This is a genomic window from Pseudomonas sp. 34 E 7 (assembly GCF_900005715.1).
GTDB classification, from domain to species: Bacteria; Pseudomonadota; Gammaproteobacteria; order Pseudomonadales; family Pseudomonadaceae; genus Aquipseudomonas; species Aquipseudomonas orientalis_A.
The window spans coordinates 1-24,451 of the sequence record NZ_CVTX01000042.1 but is presented as its reverse complement, the minus strand read 5'-3'; the positions used below and the strand labels follow the sequence as shown (position 1 = coordinate 24,451).

Genomic DNA, 24,451 nt, shown 5'->3' with positions numbered 1-24,451 from the left:
CGCCAGGCCCTTGCCCACCGCCGAGCGCGTGAGGTTCAGCCGCTCGGCGGCCGCGCTCAGGCTGCCGCTCTCGACGATTTGCAGAAACAGCTCGACACCATCGAAACGTGGGGTAGACATCGTAGATTGTCGCCTTTGACTCCCCTATCAAGGGAAAAGTTATCGCAAATAAAGAACCCAATTCCCGAGAGAATAATCCCTCCCTCTCTCTTAAGGAACTGCGTATGCCACCCGCCGCCGCTCTAACGGCCTTAAGCCCCGCGCATACCACCAGAAACGGCCTGGCGCTCACCGCCGTGTGCCTGGTGGCCCTGATGTTCGGCCTGGAAATCTCCAGCGTACCGGTCATCCTGCCCACCCTCGAACGCGAATTGGGCACAGGATTTCAAGACGCCCAGTGGATCATGAACGCCTACACCCTGGCCTGCACCAGCGTACTGATGGCGGCGGGCACCCTGGCTGATCGCTTTGGCCGTCGACGCGTGCTGGTGCTGTGTTTGTGGCTGTTCGGCCTGGCTTCACTGGCTTGCGGGCTGGCCACCGACGCGACCATGCTGATCGTGGCGCGCTTCGTCCAGGGCATCGGCGCCGGCGCGATGATGATCTGCCAGTTCGCGATTTTGTCGCACTTGTTTCGTGAACCGGCCGCACGTGCCCGGGCCTTCGCGATCTGGGGCGTGATTGCCGGCGTGGGCCTGGGGTTCGGGCCGATGGTCGGTGCGCTGATCCTGGCAGTCGCCGATTGGCGCTGGGTCTTTCTCGCCCACGTACCGCTCAGCCTGTTCACCCTGGTGCTGTTGCGCATCAGCGTGCAGGAGTCCCGCGACCCGGCCAGCCATCGCCTGGACATTGCCGGCATGCTGACCTTGACGCTGGCGGTGTTCGCCCTGGTCTACTTCATCACCCAGGGCACCGAGCACGGCTTCGCCACACCGGCCATGCTCGGCTGGGCGGGCCTGGCGCTGGTGGCGTTGTTGCTGTTCGTCGTGGTTGAAAAGCGCAGTGCCCATCCGATGTTCGATTTCTCGGTGTTCCGTATCCGGCGCTTCAACGGGGCGCTGATGGGCTCGATCGGCATGAACTTCAGCTTCTGGCCGTTCATGATCTACCTGCCGCTGTATTTCCAGGCGGGCCTGGGCTACGACACCCTGACCACCGGCGGCGCCCTGCTCGCCTACACCTTGCCAACCTTACTGGTGCCGCCCCTGGCCGAACGCCTGGCCCTGCGCTACGGCGCCGAACGCATCATCCCGCTGGGCCTGGCAACCATGGGCGCGGGGTTTCTGGCGATGTTCGTGGCCAATGTCGCCGCACAGCCGCACAGCCTGCTGATACTGTTCGGTTGCGTGATGGCCGGCACTGGCCTGGCGCTGACCAACTCGCCAACCACCAACACCACCACCGGCGCCGTCTCGGCTGATCGCGCAGGCATGGCCTCGGGCATCGACTTCAGCGCCCGGCTGATCACCCTGGCGCTCAATATCGCGCTGATGGGCCTGGTGCTGTTGCTGGGGATCAGCCATCACCTGGCCGATGTACTGCCGCCGGGCACGGCAATGGAATGGCCGGCCCTCAGCCAGCACCTTGCGGCGGGCAAGCTGGATGCGCCGGGATTGGCGCTCAACGAGGCCCGGGCGGCTCTGCGCAACGGTGCCGGTTGGGCCATGCTCTTTGCAGGCCTGGGTGCGTGCGGGCTGGCGCTGCTCAGCGGGTATTTCTTCAAACAGCGCCGTTAAACGAAAACGGGCCTGCATGCGCAGGCCCGTCTTCAATGGGGAGTCAAAAAACTATCAGCCGTTGAATACGGCCCGTTCTTTTTCCAGAAACTCCTGTTCAAGCTCATCTTCATTGACTTTGGTGGTCGGCTGGTTTTTACCGGCAGCGCGGGGCTTGCCTTGCAGTTTGCCGAACAGATGTTCCAGCGCATGGTCGAGCTTGGTGGCCGCGCCATCGATCGCTTGCTCCAGCGTATCGGCCTTGTGCAGCACCGAAAGCGGTTGGTGGCCTTTTGGCCGGGCCTCGAGGCGGCAACTTAAATCGTGGGGACCGGGCTTGTCGCCGTTCTCATCCCGCAGGTAGACCTCCACACGGGTCAGGTCTTCTTCATAACGTTCGAGCGTGCTCTCAATGGTGGTACGTACCCACTCCTCCAGTCGGATGCTGCTTTCAATATGGTTATCGCTATTGACTTGGATTTGCATAGTTCTTCCCTTATTTCAGCTAGCTCGCCAGAGATCACAAACTGCAACACCGGGGTGGTGAAACCATGACCTCTTGGTTACACAATTGAGCACCTGCTGAAACATTTCAACCCCTTTGCAAAGATAAATCCTACATTACAAATTAACCCTGACGACGAGCAAGAACGCTGGTAGGGTGGGGAGTTAGTTACAACTTCTTACCTCCTGTTTTCCTCACAATGGCGCCGCTCCCAACGGGTGCAACGCGCGAAAAACCCCCGCTTCTTCCACCAGCCAGTCGTGCACCGCCCGCACGCCGGGGTGACTCAATGCGCCCGGCGCATACAGCAGCACGTAGCGTTTATGGTTGGGCACGGCCAGGCCAAACGGCACGATCAGGGTCCCTCGTTCCAGCTCATCATTGAGCAAGGTGCGCCGCGCAATGGCCACGCCCATGCCGGCAATGGCGGCTTCGATGGTCAGGTGGTTGCGGTTGAAGGTGTGCCCGCGACGCACATCGGCATCGCGGTAACCGATTTCATTCAGGTAGAACTCCCACTCGGCATACTCATAACTCCCACGCCAGGCGGTGATGTCGTGCAACAACGGAAAGTGGGCAAGGTCGGCCGGGCCATGCAGTGGCGGCCGGCCACGCAACAGGCTGGGGGCGCACACCGGAAATATCTGCTCATCCAACAGCGCTGTGGATAACAATCCGGGATAGCTGCCGTCGTTCAGGTCGATGGCCAGGTCGAAGTCGCCCTCGTGCAGCGCGACGCTGCTGTCTTCGGCAACCATGCGCAACTGAATGTCCGGAAAACGCTGCTGCAAGCGTGGCAGGCGCGGGGTCAGCCACTTGCCGAGAAACGACGGAATCGAGCGCAGGCGCAAGGTGCCGCTGATCATCCCGGCGTCCAGACGCTGCAATTCGGCGTCGATGTTGCCATAGGCCTCCCCTACCACCGCCGCCAGGCGCTGCCCTTCGGCGCTCAGCTCCACACCCCGTGCACGGCGGTGAAACAGTCTGAAGCCCAGGCGCTCTTCCAACTGACGGATCTGCTGGCTCACCGCGCCCGGCGTGATGTGCAGCTCTTCGGCGCAGCGGGTGAACGAAAGGTGCCGCGCAGCACAGGAAAAGACATGCAGCCAGGAATAGGTCTGGCCATGAAGGGGCCGGGTCATAGCGTTTAGTCCTGCTAAAGGGTGTCTTAGGATAATTCGTTGGTCAGTGCCAATCCAGAGGCCCAGTATCGCTCCAACTCCGCCTGCTCTACAAAACATGGCAGCGACTTCCACTCCATTGCTTGTAAGGCTTTAGCATGGCTATCAGCGTTTTCGATCTATTCAAGGTGGGCATCGGCCCGTCCAGCTCCCATACCGTCGGGCCGATGCGGGCTGCCGCGACCTTTGCCCAGGCACTGGCCGACCAGCAGTTGCTCAGCCAAACCCGGCGCGTCGAAGTGCGCTTGTACGGTTCGCTGTCTGCCACCGGTGTCGGCCACGCCACTGACCGCGCCTGTGTGATGGGCTTGATGGGCGAATGGCCGGATCAGGTCGACCCCACCTCGATCAACGCGCGTATCCAGAAACTGCGCGAGTCCGGCCAGTTGTTGCTCGCCGGCCAACAGGCTATTGCCTTCGACTGGCACACCGACCTGCTGCTGCTCGACGAAAGCCTGCCCTACCACCCCAATGCCATGTCCCTGCACGCCTACGGCGACGGCGGCCTGTTGAGCGAGCAAACCTACTATTCGGTGGGCGGTGGTTTCATCATCGAAGCTGCCGAAGCCGCATCGGGCATTGCGCCGACCAGCGACGTTGAATTGCCCTACGACTTTTCCAGCGCCGCTGAACTGCTGGCGTTGTGCAACAAGCACGGCCTGCGAGTTTCGGAATTGATGATGGCCAACGAACGCGCCTGGCGCAGCGACGAAGACATCCGCAGCGGCCTGCTGCATATCTGGTCGGTGATGCGCGCGTGCGTGGAACAGGGTCTGCGCGATGAAGGCATTCTGCCCGGTGGCTTGGACGTCCCGCGTCGTGCGGCGAAATTGCACCGCAGCCTGCTGGAAATCGGCAAGCCCAATGTCATCACGTCAACCTTATCGGCCATGGAGTGGGTCAACCTGTTCGCCCTCGCCGTCAACGAAGAAAACGCCGCCGGCGGGCGCATGGTCACCGCGCCGACCAATGGCGCGGCGGGGATCATTCCTGCCGTGCTGCATTACTACATGAAGTTCAATGCCGACGCGTCTGACGATGACGTGGTCAATTTCTTCCTGGCCGCCGCCGCCGTCGGCATCCTCTGTAAAAAGAACGCCTCGATCTCCGGTGCCGAAGTCGGCTGCCAGGGCGAAGTGGGCTCGGCCTGCGCCATGGCCGCCGCCGGGCTGGCGGATATCCTTGGCGCCACCCCCGAACAGTTGGAAAACGCCGCCGAAATCGGCCTGGAACACAACCTCGGCCTGACCTGCGACCCCGTCGGCGGCCTGGTGCAGGTGCCGTGCATCGAGCGCAACGCCATCGCGGCCGTCAAAGCGATCAACGCCACCCAAATGGCCCTGCGCGGCGACGGCAAGCACTTTATTTCTCTCGACCGGGTGATCCGCACCATGCGTGATACCGGCGCCGATATGCATGACAAATATAAAGAAACGTCACGGGGCGGCCTGGCGGTCAGCTGGGTGGAGTGCTGATTGCGCTGTCTGCGATCATTTTCTCGATACTGCCCTGAAACAGGTCACCGCCCAAGGACAACACCGTTCAAATGTGGGAGGGGCTTGCCTTGATGCCGATCTGTAGGAGCGAGCTTGCTCGCGAAAAACGTCAACGATAACCCGTGCTTTCTGAATGAACGCAGTGCCTATGAGTTTTTCGCGAGCAAGCTCGCTCCTACAAAAAACCTTCCCGGCACCTGTACGGCACGCCCCTTGCTGTAGAGCTTTTGAGGAAAACGGACTTTGGCCGGTGGTCAGGCAACGCGAACTATTCCCGACACCGGTCGTCAATGACTGCATGTTCTTATCAGGCGGTAACGCACCATGGACAACCCTTTTCAGATCATCACCGACACCTTCAGCCCACAATACCGCGTCAACCTGAGCATCCAGCGGCTGGACGGCAGCATCATGCTCACCCTCTCCGATGACACCGGCGTAGTGGCCAAGCGCATGATCAGCGCCGAACAACGCAACGACCCGCAACGGCTCAAGCGCCTGGTGCAAAGCATCCAGTTCGGTATTGCCATCGAGCAGGGCCACTGCGCCATGGAAATCCTGGCGGTGATGACGGATGGGGACAATCACAAGCTGTTGCAGCGACCGCCCACCCGTCACCTGCCGTTCAGCGTCGGGCTCTAAAGCTCGCCCTTCTCGGTCTCCAGGCTCGCCTCGCCCTTGCGACGCGGGCCTTCGACTTTCACCGAAGGAAACGCCGACGACGCGTAGCGCACTACCAGAATCGCGAAGGCCAACAGCAGAATCCCACCACACAAGTAGATAATGCCCACGTCCGGCGGGTTGTGATGGGACACGTTGGAGATCAGCAGCCGCGTCAGCGCGGTAATGGCCACGTAGATCAGGAAGCGCACGGGCATGTGGTTGGTCTTGACTAGCTATACCACCCATCATCGCGAAAAATTCAGAATCATCCGATCAGACGCACCTGATCTGCTGCATGTCGCAAGCAATCATCCCAGATCACGATCAAGCCTCGAAGGTAGCCATAAGCACGCCTTGAATCCTTTAGCATCCTCACGACCAAGTTATTCCATCCGGGATAAATCAAGCTAAGACCCGAGTCAATAATAGGAAAACTTGTAAAAAGCTAGACGATTTCATCATCCGTCGAGAGCATGTATAATCTTGGACATCCCGAGGTATGATTTTCAAACAACAGGAATGTCAATTGAAATCAATCAGTTTTGTGAACATGAAGGGTGGAGTAGCTAAAACTACACTCGCCGTAAACGTGGCATATTGCCTAGCTCGAAGACACGACCTCCGCGTATTAATAGTTGACTTGGACCCTCAGTTCAATGCGACTCAATGCCTTATGTCTGGTGAAGATTACAAAGACCACTTACAAAACTGTAACCACACTGTTATTGACCTATATGATGACTCCCCTCGACCAGTAGTAGGCTCTGTTAAAGGAGCTACTGTCTCCGAGGTGATTACCGTCGAACAAATAACCCCCATAGAAATCAAAAACAACCTTCACTTACTCCCTGGAGCACTTGAACTATACAGACTAGAAATGTCTGGCGGGCAGGGCCGGGAACTTAGATTAAAAAATTATGTTGATTTTCTAAGAAGGGAGGATTTATACGATATTGTTATAATAGACACCCCCCCAACACCATCTGCATGGATGTCATCTGCACTGATAGCTTCTGATGCATACTTGGTTCCGGTAAAGCCAGAGCCACTATCCGCAACAGGCATAGACCTTCTACGCTCAGTAATCACTAGAGTAAGCTCCAATTACAACTTAAACATTGAGTGTGCTGGTGTTGTCTTAACTATCGCCGAGGAACACTTAGTAGTATTCCGTGAAGCCAAAAATTTTATTGACCAAGCTCCTTTCTGGAAAGGAAAACGCTTTGCAAAACATTTACCTAAGCGAACAGCGGTAGCAAGAGCTCAAGGACACCAAGGCTTGATTATTGACCTGCAGGACAGCGAACTAAATCTAGCCATCACTCATATTGCCAAAGAGCTTCTCACTCGATTGGGAATAGAGGATTAATATAATGCTATCAAAAAACGAAATAAATAAAGCCAAACGTTTTCTTGAGGAATTCTCTTGGCTAATGGAAAGCTATAACAAGGTCGATCTAAAATCCATAGCCAAACTAATAGAGGATTTGCCAAGCGAGCCAATCCCACTCAAACTTGGCGTCAGAACCAAGGAAAAAATCCAGCCAAAAATAAACTTCCTAACAGGTGTACTCCCAAGTTTGTTCATGGACACTCAGCTTTTTAAAAGCAATGAGGACATCTCGGATTTTGCAAGCTCAGTCCTTGGGGTTCAAGTTCCACGCTCACATAAAAAATCACGATTTGAAATCATTGGCCATATCGTCTGCGAAACAATAACTCTAGATGAAAAAGGAGTAGATCGAGTAGTAACTGCTTTGTCGATTCTGTCCAGCGACGAACTCAAACGAAAACAAATCGCCAGCAAAAAGAACGAAGGTTTCTTTGGATGGAATGAAGTAATCTCAGAACTTAGCAGAGACCAAATATGACACGTGCCACTCAGGAAGACTTTGAACATGTCAAAGAGTTCTTAAAAGAATATCGCATGCATGCTCTACTTGAAGACAAACAGGCACTAAACAAAATAAAATCTTCACATGCAAAATATTTTTCTGCACTCGCACTGTTTCACGAATTAAAACACCAAAACCCTACACCACTCATATCTTCTGAGTGCACACATACAAAAACCAAAACAATCGAATTATTCTGGCAGTACCTAGAAGAAATAATCTCAGAGCTTGGAAGCACGCTTTTCCTTCTAGCCAACGGACTTTATAAGCCAGCAAAACTTGTAATGAGAAGTACATTAGAAAACTTTTTCAAGATCACTGCATCTCTTCACTCACCAGATGTTTACGCTAAAAAAAGCACTTATGAAGTTATAGAGCTAGCAAAACAAAGTGAGATATTCAAAGAAGCTCTAGAAAAGGGAATATTTGGATCATTACACTCATGCTATGTTAGCCTTTGCAAATCCGTACATACTGCAGACCCAGAAAATATGCAGAATATTTCTGCACTAGGCTATTTCCCAAACATTAACAACACCGAACTTTCAGAAACAACAAAAACCTACAACCTCATAACTAGCAACTACATAGCTATACTTGCATTATTATTCAGAGAAACCTTTCACAAAATCCACTATAAAAACAAAGACATCATCCAATCCAGCATCGCAAAAAACATCACCTTAAAATTATACGGAAACTCGTGAAATCCTAAGCCCCTCAAAATTTTTATATTCCTCTCTGAAAATTCTAGCGAAGAGTACGCATGACACCTCAACATCAAAACAAGCGTGACTTTTTTTATTTCTATAAATCTTGACACCCTCATTAATCTCAATCGGGAGCACACAATAAAGCTTTCGCAGCAGGCACCAACATGACATTACTTACTTAGACGCCAAAATTTACTTACCCCACAACATTTATAACGACGATCAAAATCGCAAGACAAAACAAACACATGTAAGAATTCTTTTATTCAAAAGACCTCTATTTAAACATCTGCGATTCCAATAGCACGCGGAAAACACCGATACTTATATTGTTCTAGGGATGCCAAACGGGTACAAAATGCTTAGCGACATCATCCTCAACCGCCCCTCTCTCCCAAATCAGCTTACCTTGAGGAGTAACCTCTACCACATGTTCAGTCAATGATGTCTCATAGAACCCACACTTCAAATGACGCACATACATTCTACGAGCACCTACAACACCCCAAGCCTTCCAAAAATCCTCAGTCTTGACCGCAAAATTGATAGCACCATCCTGCCGAACACTAGGAAAGGCTACCGCAGATATTTGGTTGTTTTTCTCAAAAACCGATTTAGCGACAAACGATGATATTGAGTAAGGGACATCATCCTTTACCAAGCATTCAAATAAAAACGCATCCGTGATAAGAAGAGATTTAGCTTCATTTAAAGAACAAGCGTTCAACATATCATTGATTGTTGAGGAAGCATGCCCGGAGAGGAAACCCCGTCCTGAACGCTGCACTCTAATCATTTCACCAATAGGGGCAATTCGACATTTACAACCTTCTCTAATTTGCAGTTCGGAAAGCAAAACAAAGCTTCCATCGATATGAGTCTCTGCAAATGCTGTCTCTGGTCTGTCAGCAACATACAAAATCGGATAGCCCTCAGGATTAGCTCGCCCCACTGATGCGACACCACCTTGCCGCCAGAGTAGGTCTTGTACTGAATCCGGATAATCTCGCTCTTCAATTTTTCTAGCTCGTCTGAATACGGAGCCCTTAGAAAAATCAACACTAAGAATAGGATGAACATCAATCAGCTCAGAGATTATCGTGTGCTTTAAGCTTAAAGACGCTTCCTCAAACTCATTTATACGAGAAAGCAAGTATTTTAGCGGCAGAGGCGGATATGCACCAGTGATAGTCTTCATAAAAACCTCACTTAACTAATTCTTTATCCACAACTCCTCCCCCTGAAATCCCTATAACTTTTGTAGAAGGATACCTATAGGATGCGAAACGAACTACCAAAATGGAAAAAGCGAGTAGCAAAATCCCACCACAGACATATAAAAGGCCAGCATCTGGGTCTTTGTGGTGTGATACATCACCAATCAACAATCGCGTCAAAGCGGTAATGGCTACGTAAAGGAGGAACCTGATTGGCATATGGTTAGTTTTAAAATAAATGCCTACCATCGCCCCTAACTCTAGGTAAATGAAAAGCAAGAGAATGTCATCAACACTCACACTGCCTTCGCCTAGCATCTTGATGAACGTGACAACGGCAGCATAGGCGGTGATAGCTCCAATGCCAAACAAGGCTAGATAGTGGAAGGCCTCAACACATAAGTTCCCCAGCGAATCAGCCGAGCAATGAAGGTTTTTGCGGAGCTTGTCAGCCCAATTCAGGTTGTCCATTTTCTACTGCTCCAATCAGATACAACACCAAGACGAGAAACGTAAAGTACAAAATCAAGCGGCGAGCAGCCCGTTTTGGCTAATTTTTGATTTTATTCCAAGTGTTAGTATCGTGTGGTTGGTCTTGAAGTAAATCCCGACCATCGCGCCCAATTCCAGGTAGATGAACAGCAGCAAGATGTCATCGATCTTGATGTGCCCGTTCTCCAGCATCCCCAGAAATTCCATCACCGCCGCCCAAGCGGTCACTGCACCAATGGCGAACAGCGCCAGGTAATGGAACGACTCCACAAACAGATTGCCCAGCGACTCGGCCAGCCCATGGACTTGCCGGCGCAGCTTTTCGGCCCAGTTGATTTTCACGATGATGCTTCCTTAGGTCGGTGCGACCGGATAATGCGGGGTGGAGGTGACGGTTGTTCTGCATGCAGGAAAAAAGCCAGAGGCCGCAGGTGAGAGGGTGGCCGAGTGACACGAGGCACTTTATTCACTCAGATCATGGCATTCAGCCACAATGCGCGTTTGCGGCGTAGCAACTCGCAATTTTCCGACTACATTGAAAATCAGCTCGCCAACGCCAAATGTTTCGCTTGCTTTTAACTGTATATAAACACAGTATGCACCAGAGGTAAGGGTCGTGAATGCCTGGATATGTCAGATGCGCCCTATCTGGTCAGGACGCTCGAACCGCAGACTCGATGATTGCGTAGCTTGTCGGACACAGCACAAAGCCCGCAGCGCCGGGGCGACCCCATTCAACACTTGATATTACGACGAGGCCAAAATGGCTGTTGAGACCCTTTACCGCAGTACCCGGGATTTGGAGACTACGTTCGTGGACCGAAAACTTGCCGACGCTCACGATCAGATGCTTGAACTGGCAGAGGCCCTGACGGACGTATTGATGAAAAACGTCGCCGGCCTCTCCGAAAAACACGCGGAAGATGCAAGTATCTACATGGCAAAAAATCGCGCAATCTTCGCAGCCGCCTTCAAAAATAACGCAATGGCGCTCAATGAGCTGAATGCTCCAGCCGATGCTGAAGGATAGAAATCAGCACGCATTCTTCAGAGGTCAGCCAGTAGGTCATCACATCGCTGCTCATCCAGCCTTGTGTTCATGATGCATATCCGCATCACGGTCTTCCCCTGCCAGCGAGAAGGGACCACCAGGGCAACACCGTCACGCAGGCAACGCTGCGCCCAGCGATCATAATCGTCGGCTTGCCAGCCGTGGCGCTTGAACAGGATAACGCTCAAGCCGGACGCCTTGATCAGCTCCAGCCTCGGATGGCTGGCGATGCGCGTGCGCAGGTAGGCGCTGAGCACAAGGATGCGCTCCAGAGTATGCCGGTAAGCCGCGATGCCATGCACCGCCAGTGAGAACCACAGCGGCATGCCTCGGGCCCGACGCGACAGATGGAAGGCATAGTGCATGGGGTTGCATTGCTCGGACTCATTGATCTGCTCCAGATAGGAAGCATCCTGAGTAAAAGCTGCGGTAACCTCATCGGGTTTGGCGTAGAGCAGCGCACAACAGTCGTAGGGTACGAACAGGCCCTTGTGTGGGTCGATGATCAGTGAGTCGGCCTGCTCAATACCTTCCAGTTGAGCCCTCACACTCGGGACACACAGGAACGCACCGCCGTAGGCCGCATCCACATGCAACCAGATAGCATGCTGACGGGCGATTCCCCCTATACCGGAAAGATCATCGATCTGTCCCGAATTGGTCGCACCCGCGACTGCTACCACGGCGACCACGTGGTCGCGCCGCCCCTCCACGGCCAGTTGTTCCAAGGTCTTCGCCAGTTCGAAAGCCGTTAAACGGCCCAGCTCATCCGAAGCCACCGTCACCACGTCCAGGTCGAGCAACCGGGCGCTGACGATAATTGAAGAATGGGCTCCCTCTCCCACCACTAAAAGCCCCTGATGCCGCCCCGCGCGTTCTCTGTAGCGATGTCGGGCGGCCACCAGCGCAGAGAAATTACCCGCGGTGCCGCCACCGACGAAACACCCTCCGGCGCCGTCCGGCAAACCGGCCAGCTGACACAACCAGCGCAATGCCTGATTCTCCGCCCAGATCAAGCCCGCCCCGCCCAGCCATCCCGAGCCGATCATGCCACTGGCGGACAGCAAGCCGTCCATCAACGCGGCTGCGGGGGTAGCACGGGCACCGATGTAGGCCAGATAACCCGGGTGGTCGGTCGGCACGCCCTGCCGGCCAAGCAAGCTGGTGTAGAGTTCCAACGCGGGCTCCAGGCCTATACCTGATTCACAAATCGTGGTGCCGACCGCCTCTTCTGCCGCCTGCGTAATGTGCTCGGCATCACACGGCGCCGACAGCTTGGCGCGGGGCTGGGTCAGGGCCTGGCGGAACGCGGACAGCATAATCTCAATGTCGCCGGGTGCGATGTCGTCATGGCCTATGCCGGGTAACTCGCGCAAGGTTCCAGAATGTTCAAGTTGCATGATGATGACGTCCTTTGTCATGGCCAGGAAAAGTGGAATATTCGTGCCACTTCATGATGTAGTCGGCATGTCGGTACTGACCCTGGTCGAAATCCGCATGTGCATCGAGGTACTCGCGTACGGCGCAGCCCTCCTCAAAGGCAGCGGCCACAAACCTCAGCGCCATGCGCGCGCAGTCGCCAAAATCCGGCGCGGCATGGGGGCACAGGGTGATTACGCCGGTCCCCGCCAGCAGCTCGCCAAACTCTTCGACCACACAATCATCCGGCACCAGATAAACCGTCCCCGGACGCGCTCTTCTACGAATTTCCGCAGCCACCGCGACGTGCGAGCCCATCAACGCGCATACCGACTGGCTTGCCCCTTGCCGCGTCATCGGCAGCAGACGCTGTTGCAAGGCCAAGGCCAATCGTTCGCCGTACGGCGAACCATCCGACCAGATTTCTTCAACCTGCGTATAAACCTGAGCCAGGTAGTCGACAATGGTCGTCACTTGCTGCAATTCACTGGCGCACAAGCGAAAGGCACCGACCGTACGGCAAAGGTCTGGTGCCGTTGCGGCGGGCAATAGCAAGGGAACACCGGCTGCCTGGTAGAGTGCCCCGGCCGACCGGGCGCATTCACTGTTGAAATGACCAATGACCACCCCTGCCCCGCCGGCCAACAGTCGGCGCGCCGCAGCTACCGCGACGACGGGGTCGGCCGCGTCATCCGCCCATATCAGGGGTAGCGAGGAACCCTGCACGGCCTTGCGAAGCCACTCCCCATACGCCGCCCGAGGGCCCGTCAGAGGCCCGACGATACCCACCCGTTGTCCGCGCATGACTGCGCTCATCTAAACGTGCCCCGGCATAAGCCGCGCCAGTGCCTGAGCCGACACGCTGTGCAGTTTCACAGGTGGCCGGCTGGCCAGGGTATGACCGCCGGCAAAGAACGAGCCGGCCAGTACATCGTCACGTTCGAGCCCAGGCAGATTGAGCCATTCGCTCAGTTGCTGGCTGATACCCGGCATCAACGGGTAAGTGGCATAAGCAAGCCAGCGCAGGGTCATAGCCTGCAGCGCCAGTGCAGTGCGCGCGTGGTTGGATAACGGTTGCGCCGAAGACTTCAATAAATGCTCTTGTGCGGCACTGAAACGCGACGCGCGATGAATCACATGAGCGACCTGCTCGGCCATGCGTCTGGGCGAGAAGCTCTGGATCGAGGCAGCCTGCCGATACCCGTCCATCCATTGGCACAGTTCTTCATGATAGGTTTTCTGGTCGCTCAGCCAGGCGCCAGGCTCAGGCACGCTGCCGCCATGCCTGGCGATGCACTGATCCAGGCGCTGGATCAACCCATTCAGTTTCTGCGCAAACAGGTCATTGAGCTGCTCGCTGATCTCATCGACGGTGAAATTGGTTCTCACCCCCTCAGGGCGCGTGAGCATGAGCGCCATGCGCGCATAATCGCTGCCGGCTTCGGCCAAAAACTCACGGCCCCAGATCAAGTGGCGGCGACTGGTGGAGAACTTACTGCCATCAAGATCAAGCAGTTCGTTGACAATGTGGTGTCGCGGGGGGGTCAAGCCCAATGCCAGGTAAATCGCCGGGAATAACAAGGTGTGATAATAGGCATTGTCGAAGCCGTAACAATGAACTACATCCATTGCGCCCGAATAGCACTGCTCGGCACGTGCGAAGCGATCGCTGCCGTCAACCGGCAGGTCGCTGGCGCCCCACAGATAACCGAAGGCCATTTCGAACCAGACGTAGATGACCTGATCCTGTACGGATGGCAGGCGGTGGCGAATACCCCAGTCGCTGCGATGGCTGATGCAGATATCCGGCAGCCCCTGGCGCAGCATGGTGTGGCAAAGCTGATAGACATGGGCAGGCATGTTGGCCGTCTGGATGTACTTGAGCAGTTCGTCGGCAAATGCACTCAAACGGAAGAACAAGCGTGTTTCGATTTTTAATCGGGGTTGATGCCCATCGCGCTTGACGCGCGGTTGGGTCAGGTCGGTGCACTGGTTGGGCTGGCCACAGGCCTCACAGGCATTGCCGTCACTGCTTTCGCCACAATGCGGGCAGCCCCCGTGAATGAACGCCTCATGCAGCGCGTTTCCCGCATCATCCACGAACACTGGCGTGTCCTTGGCATAGATAACATCCTGCTCATGCAGTCGTTGCAGGTAGTGATGAACGAAGTCCGCGTACTCACCTTGGGTATCCGGTGTGATGAACACGTCCATATCGATGCCATAACCTTGCCACGTTTCGCGGATGGCCTGGGCGTAGTGGTCGGCGCATGCGCCCGGACCGATGCCTTCCTTGGTTGCGCACGTTACGACGTACGTCTGGTTATCGTCACGCCCGCTGCCGTAGAAAACCCTGGCACCGGTGTTGCCCAGCACGCGCTTGAGCACATCACCTGCGATATAGGGCCCCGAGAGATGTCCCAGGTGCAAATCACCGTTCGGCGTCGGCGGGGTAGCGTAGATCAGGGTGTCCACAACTGGCGCTGCTGCGGGCGCGTTAGAGCGCCCCGCATCCCAATACAATGAATGGAAGGTCAAGGGGTGTTGATCGCTCAGATTACGCAGGGTATGAGGTTCGAAGCGCTGGCAGTGCACGGCGTCTCCCGCACGCACTTCAAGCGTCTCCTGCACGGTTTTAACCACGCCATGCCCAGCGGTGAAAATAAACAACTCATCCTCAAAGTGATTGTGCGGCTGGCTTTCCTCGCCAGGCCCCAGGGTGCAGCCCATCAGGTTAAGGTCAGTGCCAGGCAGGTCAACGGTGCGCGAGTCGACGTTGTAGAAGCGTTTGGCCGGGGAAAACATATTGATCTTTTTCATGGTCGTTGCTCTCTATCCTTGAGAAATTACGCGGGCGAGCTGCATGGCAACATGGGGCGCCATTTTGAATCCGCCACCACTGAAACCAGAGGCAACCAGCACGCCGCCCGGCAACCCCGGTTGCTTGCCAATCAACCCGATGGGTTGCTCGCTGTAGCAGTCGCTATGGCACAGCGCACCCTCCACCGATGCGTCTTGCAGCCAGGGGAAACGCCGTTGACCCTGCTCTCGGGTCAGTTGTGCGTGGGACAGTTGAGCAGGCATGTAACTGTGGCTGGCCGGCACTCGCATACCCGTCGGGTAGCCGACGTAGAGCCCGCCGGTCAGGGGGCACGGTCGTCCGTTAAGCTGATTGATGTCGTCAATAAAACACGGCGCCTCAGGTAACGGTGTCGCGCCCTTGAACCGTGTGACCTGAATATGCTGACTCCACAGGCCAAAGGCATCACCGAACTGGCGAATCAGGAACTCGCTGGTACCATTGCCCATCGCGACAATCACCTGCGCACCGTCGTAATCGCCGTTGGAGCTCAGCACGCCAACGGCCTGCCGGCTTGCAACATCGACACGTACCGCGTGAACCTTTACCGCGTCATGGTAGACCCCCCCCTGGGCGATGGCCGATTGCACCAGGTACTGCAACGTCGGTCTGGCCTCCATGTAGCCTGAGCCCGGTTCGTGCAGCGCCATTTGCGCGGTGATCGGCAACGCGGGGTAGCGGGCAGCCAAGGCCCGGGAGTCGAGCAATTGAGCCGGTACCCCTTCGCGCTCCAGCCAGCCCTGCATGTCGGCCAATGCGTGTGGCTCGGCGAAATGCAGATAGCCCGTCTCGGTAAAGGGCACTTGCCCCCCGGAGTCCTGCGCCAACTGCCGGTAGAAGTGATAGCCCTGCGCCGCAGCGCGGGTCGCCTCCCAGGACGCATGAGTGACCCGCACGATGCAGCCGGAAGCACCTGTCACACCGCAGCTGAGCTGCTTGTCATCCAGCAGCAGGCAGCGTTTGCCCGCCAGGGTCATTACATAAAAGCACGTCGCGCCGATGATGCCGGCCCCAATGATGATGACGTCAAACGGCTTGCTCATAGTGCCTCCGTTTCAGGGTGGTGCGCAGATCGTCAACGATTTCACCGGCGCGAATGGCCATATTGGAAATGAGCGTGGCGCTCAATCCATGAGTGTCTTCGGCAACACCCGTGGAATACAGCAGTGGCGCCGAGTCCCCCTGAAAGGTCAGGCGGTAGTTACGCAAAATACGCGCCGAGCCCTCGTCGTGGACCAGTCGGACAGCCAGGGATGCGCACAACAGGTCGGCGATGCGGCGGGGACGGAAGCCGGTCGCGCAGACCAGATAGTCGCAGCGCAGCTTTTGTACATCGCTGCTCATTTGGCGGTTGAACGCCACCTGTAGACCGGCATCCTGAACAAGGACCGATTGGAAACGACTCATGCGTTCCAGCTTGAGACGCTGCTGCCCACTGACTTCGTCGTCGTACCAGTTGCGGTAGAGTTTTTCGATCAGGGCCATGTCCACTGCGGAGTAATTGGTGGAGGCATGTGTGCGCAGTATGTGTTGCCGTACATGGGCGGGCGACGCGTGGAAATCGTCGACCGCGTCGGCGTTGAATATTTCGTTCACGAATGGGCTGTCGTCGGCTGGCGTGTAGCCATAGCGCGCCATGATGGCTGTCACGTTCATGGCCGGATACGTCTCGAGCAGGTACTCAACGGCCTCGGCGGCACTCTGCCCACCGCCCACCACGACGCAGTGGCCGTCGGCATTCAACGCAGTCTTTTCAAGATGGGCCAGCAAGTGATGAACGTGCGTTACCCGCTCGCCGGGCTCCACCCCCAATGGCAATTGAGGCTCAAGGCCCAATGAATGAACCACCGAACGGGCAAGCACAGCCGTCGTCATATCACCCACCTGCATCTGGACTCTGAACAGAGGTGAACCGTCATCGTCCACGCCGCCCTCGTTGATGCTCAGCACCTGATGACCGTAGAACACCTGGTCGCTGAACTCCGCCGCGCACCAACTCAGGTAATCGTGAAACTCCAGGCGGCCGGGGAAGAAGTCCTTCTTGTTGCAGAAGGCGGCGATCCGGCCTTTGCTGTGCAAGTAATTGACGAACGTAAAGTAGCTGCGCGGGTTGCGAAAGCTGACCAGGTCTTTGAGAAACGTCACCTGCATGGTTGCATTCTTGAACAGCATGCCCTTGTGCCAACCGAAACCAGGTGCGCTGTCAAAAAAAGCAACATCCAGCTCGGGGGCCATCTCCTGAAGGGCGATGGCGAGCGAAATGTTCGAAGGGCCAAAGCCGATACCCACCACATCGTGGATTTTTTGCTCGCAAGGGCTGATGACCAAATCTGTTGCAAAACTCATGTGAACTCCCTGTCTACAGAATTTCAGGCTGAGCGCAGCCGCAGGAGGTTGATCGTGTGATGACCTCCCTGGGCATTTCTATTGGGGTGCTGCGCAGCGGCGACGGGTTAATCGATCTCGAAGGCGTCGGTAAGGTTGAGCGACTGGAGCATGGCGATCTCCTCGGTCAACTTTTCAAGGCAATGATTGCGTAAGAAAACCGTACATCCGTAGGTGGTGCCGTCAGTGGTCATTGCTACCGCCTTGCCAACCGGCGGCGCAACGAAATAGTGGCTGAAGCTCTCCAGGCTGCGCACTTCACGGTCAAAGAGAAAGGCCTTGACCCGCCCGGCCCGCGTAATCACAAAAGAGTAATCCGCCACCGCTGCACCTTGCGTCGGGCCTTGCCCGAGTGCCTGCGGCCACTGTTTCCAGCAATCCTCCTGGGCTGGCCAACCGCCCAACCGGCAAAGCTGCGGCAACGGCGTGCTGGCCAGTCGCGGCGACAGCTTCACCAGCCGCGCGCCGGTTGACGTGATCACCACCTCAGCGTGCAACGGGCCGTGCAGCATGCCGAGCCCGTTAGCCAGCGCGGCAAGCTGCGGCACCAGCCGTGCCGGCAGCACGGCGGAAGGCAGGCTGTTGACGGCAGTGAGGAGCCTGCGCCCTTCCAGATCCAGGGTATGACAGCGCCAGGCGTCAGTGACGTGGAACTCACCCGCGTCGAGTACCCCATTGATGAACACGGGATAACCCGGTTCATGGACATGGATCTGAAACGGCCCCGGTGCATCATCCAGCAAGGCGGCGACCTGGGACGCAGTGGCCCACTGCCCCCCCAGCAGCACGACTGAACCGCGCGAACTCGGCGACAACGCCGGGCGCACTACCCACGCACGACCATCATCAGGCGGCAACCGGTCCAACGATGCCACTTGCCGACCGTCAAACGCCAAGTCAGGGGCGAGCCTGCGAACCGCCTGGTGTTGCGCGCACTTGTCAAAGAACACTGCCGGATCGCAGCCTGCGGTGAAAAACCCATCGGCGATGTTCAGCGGCATGACCTGACGCAGCTCCAGGTCATCGCTGGAGAGCCGATAACTGACCGGTGCCCGGCACCGTGCAGTGGTGTTGTTCATCATTGCAGCGTCTCGCGAGTCGGGCCCCGGAAGTGCACCGCATCGATGTGGCAGTTGCGCGGTTGCGTCAGCACGAAGCGCATGGTCTCCCAGATGGAACGACCGTTGAGCAATGGGCTGGCAGGATCAACCGCCTCATCCAGGCCGGTCACTTCAAAATCGGGCGGGTAAAAACCGGTGACCCGAATGTGCTCCTTGGCCAGGTGATGAGCCATGTTCTGGCAAAAGCCACTCATACCGTGTTTGGCGGCGAAAAAGGCTGGATGGGCGATAGAGTCGGTAAACTGCGGCACGCCGCACACCGAGACCATCGCCATAATGTCGGCCGCCGCCGAGCGACGCAGCCCGGGCAACAGTGCACGGGTCAGGGTGATCGAGCCTGTCAGACCGGAGTTGATGGTGCCGGCGATGTCGTCGTCACTGTCGTCTTCTCCCAATAGCCCCTCAAGCCACTGCGCCGCGCTCAGCACCAGAACGTCCACCGCCCGCTCATCCTGCAGGATTTGCGCAGCGAAGGCGCGCACCGATGCAGGGTCGGCGATGTCGCACGCGTAGGCACGCGCAGATCCCCCTTCGGCTCGAATAAGCTCACACGTGGCCTGCGCACTGGACATCTGGCGCGCGCACAAGTCGACATGAGCCCCTTCCCGGGCCAGCCACACCGACACCGCCTGGCCGAAATCACGACCACCACCGGTGACGACAACACGTTTATTTTTCAGCATGGTATGCGTTCCTGTCGCAAGGTTCGTTATAAGCCCGGATGGGGAACCGTCTGGCTACCCGAGACCTTCTCCTGATAGAGATGATCAACGATGTAGTCGGCGGCGTGTTCGGCCCAGATATCGGCAGCGATGTACTGGTGATGCTCGTCCGGAAGGCAGATGGAGAGCATTTGGGTGTTCACGCCGTTGCCCGGATCAAGCGCGACAGCATTCACCTCCGTCGGCAAGTCAGCGTTAAGCGAGCCAATCAGCCCCTCGACGGCGAATTTGCTGGCACAGTAAGGCCCCAGTCCCCACGAAGCCGAGCGCCCCCAACCGGAACTGATCGCGATGAACAGGCCCTGGCGACGGTCGAGCATCGATGGCAAAAAAGCATGCAGGGTATTGACGACCCCCAGCACGTTCACCTCCATCACTCGCGCCCAGTCCTGCAGGTCAATCTCCCACGCCGGCTTGCGTTCGCTGATCACCCCGGCGTTGCACACCACGATGTCAACCGGACCGTCGCGCAATACGGCCTCTGCGAATTGCTGCATGTCCTGAGACTCGGTGACCGAGGCGCAGTACAGCGCAGGATTGCCTTGCACCGCGCCGACAGGCGCGTCAACTGCAAGCTGGCAGCCATGAACCTGGTGGCCGCGTGCGGCCAGCGCATGGCCCAGGGCTTTGCCCAAGCCACGGCTTACTCCGGTGATGGCAATGGTGAGTGGCGCTCTTGCTTTCATTGTAAAAAGTCCTCCTTGACCCTCGAACAGCGTGCGCTGAACTGTGAAACAGGATTATCCGGTTGCAAATCAGGTACCTCTCCCGCCCGGTAATCGGCGGGCCAGTTGGCGCTCAAGGCTGAACGCCCGACCAGTGCATGGCCGCTGACAAAGATAAACGGCACCTTGCAGGTAATCGCAGCCTCGGCATCGGCAATGGCATCCCCCAGAAAGAGCGCCTGCGAAGCATCACACCCATATTGATCGAGCAGAGCACGAATCGCAGCAGTCTTGGAGGTGGGTGAGCCGATCACTCGTACCATGTAGCGATCGATACCGCTCACCCTCAACGCCCGGATAATTTCCTCTTCCTTGCCACCGCTCACCACCGCACATACCACGTTGCCCTCTGCCAGTTGCGCCAGCAACTGCTGCGCCCCGGCCACCAAGGGTGCAGCGCTGTAATGGGTGCGCAGATAATCTTCATAACGTGAGATGCACGTCGCCAGGAAATGCTCGGCATCGGGGCCGACGGGCGCAATCAGTTGCTGGAAGACCTCAAAATGCCAGAGTCTGGGTCGTCCGAAGTTAAGTCTGAAACTTTCCTTGCAACGATCGCGCAGCTTCTGCGAGTAATGCGCCAGTGCGTAATCGACCGCCGCCAGCTTCACGCCATTGGAGTCGAGCAACACGCCGTCGCAATCGAAAAATACCAACTGCTTACCCACTAACCTATCGCCAAGCGTGACCCTGGTCATACGCGTACTCCGCACTTACCTGTACTGGTTGAGAATGTTCACATCAAACTTGTGCGATCCGGCGTGCCCGGCGATTCTGCCGACGATGTCGATGCGCTGCGCACCGCTTAACGGAGCACCTTCGAACAGTCTCTGTGCATAGGTGGGGTGGATGTTATGCCTGGCCTGACAACGGTAGGTCGGCGAGTACCCCCAGTTCGCTACTTGCCGCAGAGGTTCGATATGCTCGGCCAGAAAGTCTTCGCAGTGCGCCATCGGCTGTTGAGGCTTGAGCAACGCCAGGCTCTCTGTCGCCGCATTACCCGCGCCACGGCCGATGCCGGCAAAGGTACCGTCGACATACCGGGCCCCTGCCTGGATAGCAGCGTGGGTGTTGGCGACGGCCAGACCGTAGTTGTCATGCGCATGAAAGCCAAGCGGCAAGTCTGTCAGCTCGGCAGCGTTGCGAAATAACTGGTGCACCTGCTCCGGCAACATGCGGCCAAAACTGTCGGCAAAATACAGGGCAGCGATCGGTTCCTGGTCCAGGCCGTTGAGCCTATCGGCCAGTTGATCGCTCGATAGCTCGGCGACCTGCATCAGGTTGAGGATCACTGTCAGCTCATTGCCCTCCAAAGCCCGCGCCAATCTCACGCAAGCATCGAACTGGCTGCTCTTGGCCGCAATACGCAGAATATCGATACGAAATGGCGCGCGGCGAACCGAGGCGAGTATCACGTCGGCCATTGCCTGGGGGGATTGCTCCAGCGCTGGCCCCGCGTCAATCATGACGGCTACTTTGATCTGATGCGGATCAATCAGCAGGCACTGCTGCTCCGTCAGTGACTCGGGCAATGCCTTATAAGACCCGTAATCAGTGCTTTGCGAAAACGTATCGAGATTCAGGTAACCCAATTCGACGATGTCCACGCCAGTGGCCAGGCAAGTACCGAAGTACTGCCGAGCCATGGCATCGGAAAACCGCCAATCGGTCTGGAACCCACCATCGCGCAAGGTGCAATCCAGTAACGCGAATGACTGTTTTCGATCGGTCATTTTTGCTGACCTGCCGCATCGACGCTCCAGTCGTACACCTGCTCCAGGCGCCACCAGTTCAATTCTGTCTGATTGCCGGCAATACGTTTGAGCAACGGATTATCACCATGCATCTGGTCGTCCCACGCCTGCACTGCCGGATGGAAAGACAAGGCACGGCTGAAGTCACGCAGCGGATCAAACTCATCGTTGGCCTCTACCTGCATGAACAGCGTGCGGGGCGGCAAAAGATAAATTGACATGCGCTGCAAGCCAATTTCCTTGAGCACGCCGTGCTCACCGGCAATTTGTTGCGGCACGTCGCGGTGTAACGTCTTATACAGGGTTACTGCTTCGGTACTGGTCAACTCAATTGAAAAACCAAAACGCTTCATGTGTAACTTCCTTATTACTGGGTCACGAATTCAAGAAGTTGGTCATACACCTTTTCAACTTCGCAAAGTGTTTCCGGGTCCATGGTAAAATCAACCGGAGGGCGAATCAATGTATTGCTCATTAAACGACGCCGCTTGAGCAAGTGCTTTGACAACTGCAAGTAACAATCGATACTCGCCATCATATGGCACATTAAATAAGACAACGGATAACCAATAGCCCTGGCGAGTTTTTCATCGCCTGTTTGCAGCGCGCGCCATAAGGCCACGGTAATTTCGGCGATTTCGGTCGCCGGAATAACGCCTGCCAACCCACGCTTATAGGTATCGACCAACATCATGCCGCCATCGCCTTCGAAGATCCTGGCCTCGCCGCCGGTGGCATCGCGCAACAGCGATACTTTGGGCGCGGTAGGCGCCGACTCCGGTTTGAACTGCACTTTCTGCGCCCCGAACGTCTTGAGCAGACGCGCCTGCACATCAATCGACATTGGACGCTTTGCAAGGGATTTGGCGTGGTGCACCAGCACCGGAACGCTGACGCTCTCGATCACATTGGCGAAGTAGACATACATCTGTTCATCGTCAAGTGCCCACATCGACGGGTGCATCACCAGCAATGCGTCACAACCTGCCTGCTCGGCCTGCCGCGAATACTCAATGGCCTGAGCGATGCTTTCGCCGCCCGTGCTCATGATCGCCAGGCCTTTATCGCCCGTTTGCTCGGCGATCAATTCAGCGACGCGAAAACGCTCGGTAGTGGTCAACCGTGATACTTCCGAGATTTGCCCGATGACCACACCGTCACACCCCGTGTGCAGAATGTGTTCGATCTGCAGCCGCAGGGCTGAAGTATCCAGAGAAAGGTCGCTGTTGTACGGAAGGATGGCGACCGGAAGGACACCATGAATTGAAGCGTTCGTCATATCTGATATTCCTTATCAAAGTTCGACGTTAACAAACAAGAAGCCAGTCAAGAGTCCCACCAGGCCAAAACGTTTGCTCACACTATCCAGTAGCGCAAGACCCGCTGCCGCATTACTTGGATGGGCAGTTCTATTTTCACTTCGATCAAATAATTTTTGCTTCAGAGATCATACAAATTTTTCAGAAATCTCTTACAGGACTTTCCGTCATTTCGAAGTCGCAGCGAAGTTAATGGCGGGCGACTTTATTGTCCAACCAGTATATATTTCAAATTATTACAAATTACGCAAAGCACAGAATATTTTTTCTGCTGCAAAACTATCATTACTGTTTGTTTCATACATGTAACAAAAGTTGTACTCATGCAAGCGCGATAAAACAGACAAGTACGTACTTCTTCCCTCTTATGTTTTTATTGTTGAGTTTTAACTAACGCTAAAAATCATTTCAGGCAGGCGAGCCTGGTTAATCCCTGGCCTGCGGATACAGCAGGCGCTCGGCCAATTCGTCAGCCACTCGAGCGGGGGAGCGCTTTTCAGCCTGGGCATGGGCGTAGATTTCAGTGAGGCGCCTGCCGATGTTGGACAGGTGCGCGGTGATGCTCGGCAGCTCGGCGCCACTGTGTTTGAGTGCGACGTAGATCAGCCCGCCGGAATTGATCACGTAATCGGGCGCGTAGAGGATGCCGCGGCCTTCCAATTGATCGGCGATGTCCAGGTGGGTCAGCTGTGCACTGGCAGAACCGGCCACGGCGGCGCAGCGCAGTTGGCCGACGCTCTGGCGATTGAGTACCGCGCCCAGGCCGCACGGGGCAAGGATGTCGCACGGGGTGCTGAGCAAGGCGTCGTTGGCGATGGGGTGGGCGCCCAGTTGTTCCATGGCCAGTTGCACCTTGCCGTGGTCAATGTCGCTGACCAGCAGTTCGGCGCCCGCCGCATGCAGTTGTTCGGCCAGGGCGTAACCGACATTGCCCAGGCCCTGCACCGCCACGCGCAGGCCTTCGAGGTTATCACTGCCCAGGCGGGCCATGGCGGTGGTGCGAATGCCGGCAAACACCCCCATGGCCGCATGGGGGGCCGGGTCGCCGGCGGCGCTGGTGCTGGTGACGAAGCGGGTGTGTTGGGCGATGCAATCCATGTCGGCGACCGAAGTGCCGCTGTCGATGGCGGTAATGTAGCGCCCGCCCAGTTGCTCGACACAGCGGCCAAAGGCTTCAAACAGCGCGGCACGACTTTCCACATGGCCCGGGCGCAGGAT

The 24,451-nt window shown here is 56.4% G+C and carries 25 protein-coding genes and 2 pseudogenes; 7 read left to right on the top strand and 20 right to left on the bottom strand.

All coding sequences use genetic code 11. The annotated features are described in order from the left end of the window. Positions 1-120: helix-turn-helix domain-containing protein (locus BFP96_RS28650; protein WP_139113306.1), on the bottom strand; the 120-nt coding region annotated here is incomplete at its 3' end. A gap of 104 nt (positions 121-224) precedes the next feature. Here BFP96_RS28650 and BFP96_RS01490 point away from each other — a divergent pair. Further along, positions 225-1,736 (top strand): MFS transporter, encoded by a 1,512-nt coding sequence (locus BFP96_RS01490; protein ID WP_065935452.1) that lies wholly within the window; start codon positions 225-227, stop codon positions 1,734-1,736. Between the two features lie 54 nt (positions 1,737-1,790). Here BFP96_RS01490 and BFP96_RS01485 read toward each other — a convergent pair whose 3' ends face one another. Then, the gene (locus tag BFP96_RS01485) at positions 1,791-2,201 is read right to left on the bottom strand and encodes an HPF/RaiA family ribosome-associated protein (RefSeq protein ID WP_016978251.1); all 411 of its coding nucleotides are present in this window, start codon (positions 2,199-2,201) and stop codon (positions 1,791-1,793) included. Positions 2,202-2,414: 213 nt separating this feature from the next. Further along, positions 2,415-3,362, bottom strand: coding sequence for a LysR substrate-binding domain-containing protein (locus tag BFP96_RS01480; RefSeq protein WP_065894830.1), 948 nt, complete (start codon positions 3,360-3,362; stop codon positions 2,415-2,417). Positions 3,363-3,499: 137 nt separating this feature from the next. On the opposite strand from BFP96_RS01480, the gene BFP96_RS01475 reads away from it, so the two are divergent. Together BFP96_RS01475 and BFP96_RS01470 are read left to right on the top strand one after the other, a co-directional pair. After that, positions 3,500-4,876 carry an L-serine ammonia-lyase gene (locus BFP96_RS01475; RefSeq protein WP_065894829.1) on the top strand — a complete coding sequence of 459 codons (1,377 nt, stop codon included), beginning with the start codon at positions 3,500-3,502 and terminating at the stop codon, positions 4,874-4,876. A 345-nt stretch (positions 4,877-5,221) separates the two neighbouring features. After that, positions 5,222-5,539, top strand: a complete 318-nt coding sequence (locus BFP96_RS01470; protein WP_065935451.1) for a DUF3509 domain-containing protein — start codon at positions 5,222-5,224, stop codon at positions 5,537-5,539. On the opposite strand, the pseudogene BFP96_RS01465 reads toward BFP96_RS01470, so the two are convergent. Further along, a pseudogene (locus tag BFP96_RS01465) lies at positions 5,536-5,787 on the bottom strand (phosphate-starvation-inducible PsiE family protein); the annotation flags it as partial. The gene BFP96_RS01470 and the pseudogene BFP96_RS01465 overlap by 4 nt on opposite strands. 299 nt (positions 5,788-6,086) lie before the next feature. Here BFP96_RS01465 and BFP96_RS28640 point away from each other — a divergent pair. Genes BFP96_RS28640 through BFP96_RS29930 form a run of 3 tightly spaced genes read left to right on the top strand, consistent with a single transcriptional unit; the run spans position 6,087 to position 8,162 of the window. Further along, complete coding sequence (locus tag BFP96_RS28640; protein ID WP_083216568.1) at positions 6,087-6,929, top strand: ParA family protein; 843 nt, start codon at positions 6,087-6,089, stop codon at positions 6,927-6,929. A 4-nt stretch (positions 6,930-6,933) separates the two neighbouring features. Then, positions 6,934-7,431, top strand: coding sequence for a hypothetical protein (locus BFP96_RS01460; protein ID WP_065935450.1), 498 nt, complete (start codon positions 6,934-6,936; stop codon positions 7,429-7,431). Next, entirely contained in the window at positions 7,428-8,162 is a 735-nt protein-coding gene (locus tag BFP96_RS29930) for a hypothetical protein (protein WP_139113305.1), read from the top strand. The genes BFP96_RS01460 and BFP96_RS29930 overlap by 4 nt, the downstream gene beginning before the upstream one ends. A 340-nt stretch (positions 8,163-8,502) precedes the next feature. Here the strand turns inward: BFP96_RS29930 and BFP96_RS28635 are convergent, their stop codons facing one another. The 3 genes and pseudogenes from BFP96_RS28635 to BFP96_RS01440 form a co-directional block, all read right to left on the bottom strand. Further along, entirely contained in the window at positions 8,503-9,366 is an 864-nt protein-coding gene (locus BFP96_RS28635; protein WP_083216566.1) for an RES domain-containing protein, read from the bottom strand. Positions 9,367-9,373: 7 nt separating this feature from the next. Next, a complete protein-coding gene (locus tag BFP96_RS01445) occupies positions 9,374-9,856 on the bottom strand; it encodes a phosphate-starvation-inducible protein PsiE (protein ID WP_065935447.1) in 483 nt (160 codons plus the stop codon). A 114-nt stretch (positions 9,857-9,970) separates the two neighbouring features. Beyond that, positions 9,971-10,219, bottom strand: a pseudogene (locus BFP96_RS01440) (phosphate-starvation-inducible PsiE family protein); the annotation flags it as partial. Positions 10,220-10,640: 421 nt separating this feature from the next. Here BFP96_RS01440 and BFP96_RS01435 point away from each other — a divergent pair. After that, positions 10,641-10,907, top strand: coding sequence for a YebG family protein (locus BFP96_RS01435; RefSeq protein ID WP_057724702.1), 267 nt, complete (start codon positions 10,641-10,643; stop codon positions 10,905-10,907). 17 nt (positions 10,908-10,924) lie between these two features. Here the strand turns inward: BFP96_RS01435 and BFP96_RS01430 are convergent, their stop codons facing one another. From BFP96_RS01430 to BFP96_RS01370, 13 genes are all read right to left on the bottom strand, one after another. Further along, positions 10,925-12,328, bottom strand: coding sequence for a pyridoxal phosphate-dependent decarboxylase family protein (locus tag BFP96_RS01430; protein ID WP_240998944.1), 1,404 nt, complete (start codon positions 12,326-12,328; stop codon positions 10,925-10,927). After that, positions 12,318-13,163 (bottom strand): ABC transporter substrate-binding protein, encoded by an 846-nt coding sequence (locus tag BFP96_RS01425; protein WP_065894826.1) that lies wholly within the window; start codon positions 13,161-13,163, stop codon positions 12,318-12,320. Before BFP96_RS01425 ends, BFP96_RS01430 begins: the two co-directional genes overlap by 11 nt. Beyond that, a complete protein-coding gene (locus tag BFP96_RS01420; RefSeq protein WP_240997023.1) occupies positions 13,164-15,167 on the bottom strand; it encodes a class I tRNA ligase family protein in 2,004 nt (667 codons plus the stop codon). A gap of 12 nt (positions 15,168-15,179) precedes the next feature. Continuing rightward, positions 15,180-16,250, bottom strand: a complete 1,071-nt coding sequence (locus BFP96_RS01415) for an NAD(P)/FAD-dependent oxidoreductase (protein ID WP_065894825.1) — start codon at positions 16,248-16,250, stop codon at positions 15,180-15,182. After that, entirely contained in the window at positions 16,234-17,553 is a 1,320-nt protein-coding gene (locus BFP96_RS01410; RefSeq protein WP_065894824.1) for a lysine N(6)-hydroxylase/L-ornithine N(5)-oxygenase family protein, read from the bottom strand. The genes BFP96_RS01415 and BFP96_RS01410 overlap by 17 nt, the downstream gene beginning before the upstream one ends. Before the next feature lie 107 nt (positions 17,554-17,660). Next, positions 17,661-18,674, bottom strand: coding sequence for a hypothetical protein (locus BFP96_RS01405; RefSeq protein WP_065935445.1), 1,014 nt, complete (start codon positions 18,672-18,674; stop codon positions 17,661-17,663). Beyond that, complete coding sequence (locus BFP96_RS01400) at positions 18,671-19,396, bottom strand: SDR family oxidoreductase (RefSeq protein ID WP_065894822.1); 726 nt, start codon at positions 19,394-19,396, stop codon at positions 18,671-18,673. Before BFP96_RS01400 ends, BFP96_RS01405 begins: the two co-directional genes overlap by 4 nt. Positions 19,397-19,422: 26 nt before the next feature. Beyond that, positions 19,423-20,121 carry an SDR family oxidoreductase gene (locus BFP96_RS01395; protein WP_065894821.1) on the bottom strand — a complete coding sequence of 233 codons (699 nt, stop codon included), beginning with the start codon at positions 20,119-20,121 and terminating at the stop codon, positions 19,423-19,425. Beyond that, positions 20,118-20,858, bottom strand: a complete 741-nt coding sequence (locus tag BFP96_RS01390; RefSeq protein ID WP_083216565.1) for an HAD family hydrolase — start codon at positions 20,856-20,858, stop codon at positions 20,118-20,120. The genes BFP96_RS01395 and BFP96_RS01390 overlap by 4 nt, the downstream gene beginning before the upstream one ends. Positions 20,859-20,873: 15 nt before the next feature. Next, entirely contained in the window at positions 20,874-21,893 is a 1,020-nt protein-coding gene (locus tag BFP96_RS01385; RefSeq protein WP_065894819.1) for a homocitrate synthase, read from the bottom strand. Beyond that, the gene (locus BFP96_RS01380; protein WP_065894818.1) at positions 21,890-22,267 is read right to left on the bottom strand and encodes an L-rhamnose mutarotase; all 378 of its coding nucleotides are present in this window, start codon (positions 22,265-22,267) and stop codon (positions 21,890-21,892) included. The genes BFP96_RS01385 and BFP96_RS01380 overlap by 4 nt, the downstream gene beginning before the upstream one ends. 14 nt (positions 22,268-22,281) lie before the next feature. Then, positions 22,282-23,193: a dihydrodipicolinate synthase family protein gene (locus BFP96_RS01375; RefSeq protein WP_065894817.1), complete on the bottom strand. Its 912-nt coding sequence runs from the start codon at positions 23,191-23,193 to the stop codon at positions 22,282-22,284. A gap of 466 nt (positions 23,194-23,659) precedes the next feature. Continuing rightward, the coding region (locus BFP96_RS01370; protein ID WP_065935443.1) for a Glu/Leu/Phe/Val dehydrogenase family protein at positions 23,660-24,451 on the bottom strand (792 nt) is incomplete at its 5' end.